This is a genomic window from Variovorax sp. OV700, assembly GCF_900099805.1.
In the GTDB taxonomy this organism is placed as follows: domain Bacteria; phylum Pseudomonadota; class Gammaproteobacteria; order Burkholderiales; family Burkholderiaceae_C; genus Variovorax.
In genome coordinates this window covers 470,001-472,500 of record NZ_FNDR01000004.1, presented here as the reverse complement: position 1 = coordinate 472,500, position 2,500 = coordinate 470,001, and the positions used below count along the sequence as shown (strand labels likewise).

Annotated in this window: 3 rRNA genes (2 of these 3 only partly in view); all 3 read left to right on the top strand. The window is 50.2% G+C overall.

Annotated features, from left to right (window positions below):
- Positions 1 to 1,531 (top strand): 23S ribosomal RNA (locus BLR24_RS12100) (it extends 1,343 nt beyond the left edge of the window).
- A gap of 145 nt (positions 1,532 to 1,676) precedes the next feature.
- Positions 1,677 to 1,789: ribosomal RNA gene (rrf, locus tag BLR24_RS12095) — 5S ribosomal RNA — on the top strand.
- A gap of 554 nt (positions 1,790 to 2,343) precedes the next feature.
- A 16S ribosomal RNA gene (locus BLR24_RS12090) occupies positions 2,344 to 2,500 on the top strand; it runs 1,378 nt beyond the window's last position.

The window sequence follows — 2,500 nt, the reverse complement described above, 5'->3', positions numbered from 1 at the left end:
CGAGGCAGAGATGCGTAGCTGATGGGAAACAGGTCAATATTCCTGTACCGATATATAGTGCGATGTGGGGACGGATCTTAATAGGTCATCCAGTTATTGGATTATTCTGGTTTAGTTGGATGTAGGCGTGCATTAGGCAAATCCGGTGCACATATACCGAGGCCAACGATCGAGCGGACTTGTCCGTGAAGTGACTGAACGAGGTTCCAGGAAAAGCCACTAAGCTTCAGCTATATACGACCGTACCGCAAACCGACACTGGTGCGCGAGATGAGTATTCTAAGGCGCTTGAGAGAACTCAGGAGAAGGAACTCGGCAAATTGACACCGTAACTTCGGAAGAAGGTGTGCCCTATTAGTGTGTAGTGAACAACGAAGCATGAATGGGTTGCAAAAAATCGGTGGCTGCGACTGTTTATTAAAAACACAGCACTCTGCAAACACGAAAGTGGACGTATAGGGTGTGACGCCTGCCCGGTGCTGGAAGATTAAATGATGGGGTGCAAGCTCTTGATTGAAGTCCCAGTAAACGGCGGCCGTAACTATAACGGTCCTAAGGTAGCGAAATTCCTTGTCGGGTAAGTTCCGACCTGCACGAATGGCGTAACGATGGCCACACTGTCTCCTCCTGAGACTCAGCGAAGTTGAAATGTTTGTGATGATGCAATCTCCCCGCGGAAAGACGGAAAGACCCCATGAACCTTTACTGTAGCTTTGTATTGGACTTTGAACAGATCTGTGTAGGATAGGTGGGAGGCTTTGAAGCAGGGTCGCTAGATCTTGCGGAGCCAACGTTGAAATACCACCCTGGTGTGTTTGAGGTTCTAACCTAGGTCCATTATCTGGATCGGGGACAGTGCATGGTAGGCAGTTTGACTGGGGCGGTCTCCTCCCAAAGCGTAACGGAGGAGTTCGAAGGTACGCTAGTTACGGTCGGACATCGTGACGATAGTGCAATGGCATAAGCGTGCTTAACTGCGAGACTGACAAGTCGAGCAGATGCGAAAGCAGGACATAGTGATCCGGTGGTTCTGTATGGAAGGGCCATCGCTCAACGGATAAAAGGTACTCTGGGGATAACAGGCTGATACCGCCCAAGAGTTCATATCGACGGCGGTGTTTGGCACCTCGATGTCGGCTCATCTCATCCTGGGGCTGTAGCCGGTCCCAAGGGTATGGCTGTTCGCCATTTAAAGAGGTACGTGAGCTGGGTTTAAAACGTCGTGAGACAGTTTGGTCCCTATCTTCCGTGGGCGCTGCAGATTTGAGGAAGCCTGCTCCTAGTACGAGAGGACCGGAGTGGACACACCTCTGGTGTATCGGTTGTCACGCCAGTGGCATTGCCGAGTAGCTAAGTGTGGAAGAGATAACCGCTGAAAGCATCTAAGCGGGAAACTCGTTTCAAGATGAGATCTGCCGGGGCCTTGAGCCCCCTAAAGAGTCGTTCAAGACCAGGACGTTGATAGGTCAGGTGTGGAAGCGCAGTAATGCGTTAAGCTAACTGATACTAATTGCTCGTGCGGCTTGACCCTATAACTTTGATCAATCTGATCAAGGTGTTATGCCAAGTTGACGCATTCAAAATACATTCAAGCAAGCGCAAGACAATTGCGCGCTGATTCCAAACTCTATGAATTCGTTGTGTTGATCATGTGATCAGCACAGCAACAAGTTATGCCTGATGACCATAGCGACGTGGTACCACTCCTTCCCATCCCGAACAGGACAGTGAAACGCGTCAGCGCCGATGATAGTGCGGGTTCCCGTGTGAAAGTAGGTCATCGTCAGGCTCTTACAGCCTGGAAAAGCCCAACACAGCGTGTTGGGCTTTCCTTTTTGTGTGAGCACCCAAAAAGTGTTCACACAAAAAGGCAAGCAACGTAGCGTCTCTCTGGAGGCGCCGCGGGGCGGCTCCTAGGCAGCAAGCTCGATGAGCAGGCTGCCTAGGAGGCCGAAGAAAAAACTTCCTTCGAAGTTGACGCGGTTTGAGAAAACAGTGCATAATCGAAGGCTCCGCTGAAACAGCTTCAGCGTCTCGCAGCGAAGGTTGCGGGGTGCGACAAGAAGATGTTGAAAGCGAAAAAAGTTTGACGGTACTTAAAAAACCGTGATAGACTACAAGGCTTCGCTGATCGCAGCAAAGCAAGACGAAGTAGACGAAAGTTGCTTCGGGGTTCGTTAAAAATTTACAGCCGATAAGCGTGGGCGTTTGAAGGTAATTGCGTAAGTTCTTCGGAACAAGTCGCAAGACTTAAAAACGCTCATGAGATAGAAGTGAAGTTCACTTTAATTCTTTTTTTATGAGTTTTGCCTCATCGCGAGATGGGGCGCAAAAATCAAGATCGAACTATAGAGTTTGATCCTGGCTCAGATTGAACGCTGGCGGCATGCCTTACACATGCAAGTCGAACGGCAGCGCGGGAGCAATCCTGGCGGCGAGTGGCGAACGGGTGAGTAATACATCGGAACGTGCCCAATCGTGGGGGATAACGCAGCGAAAG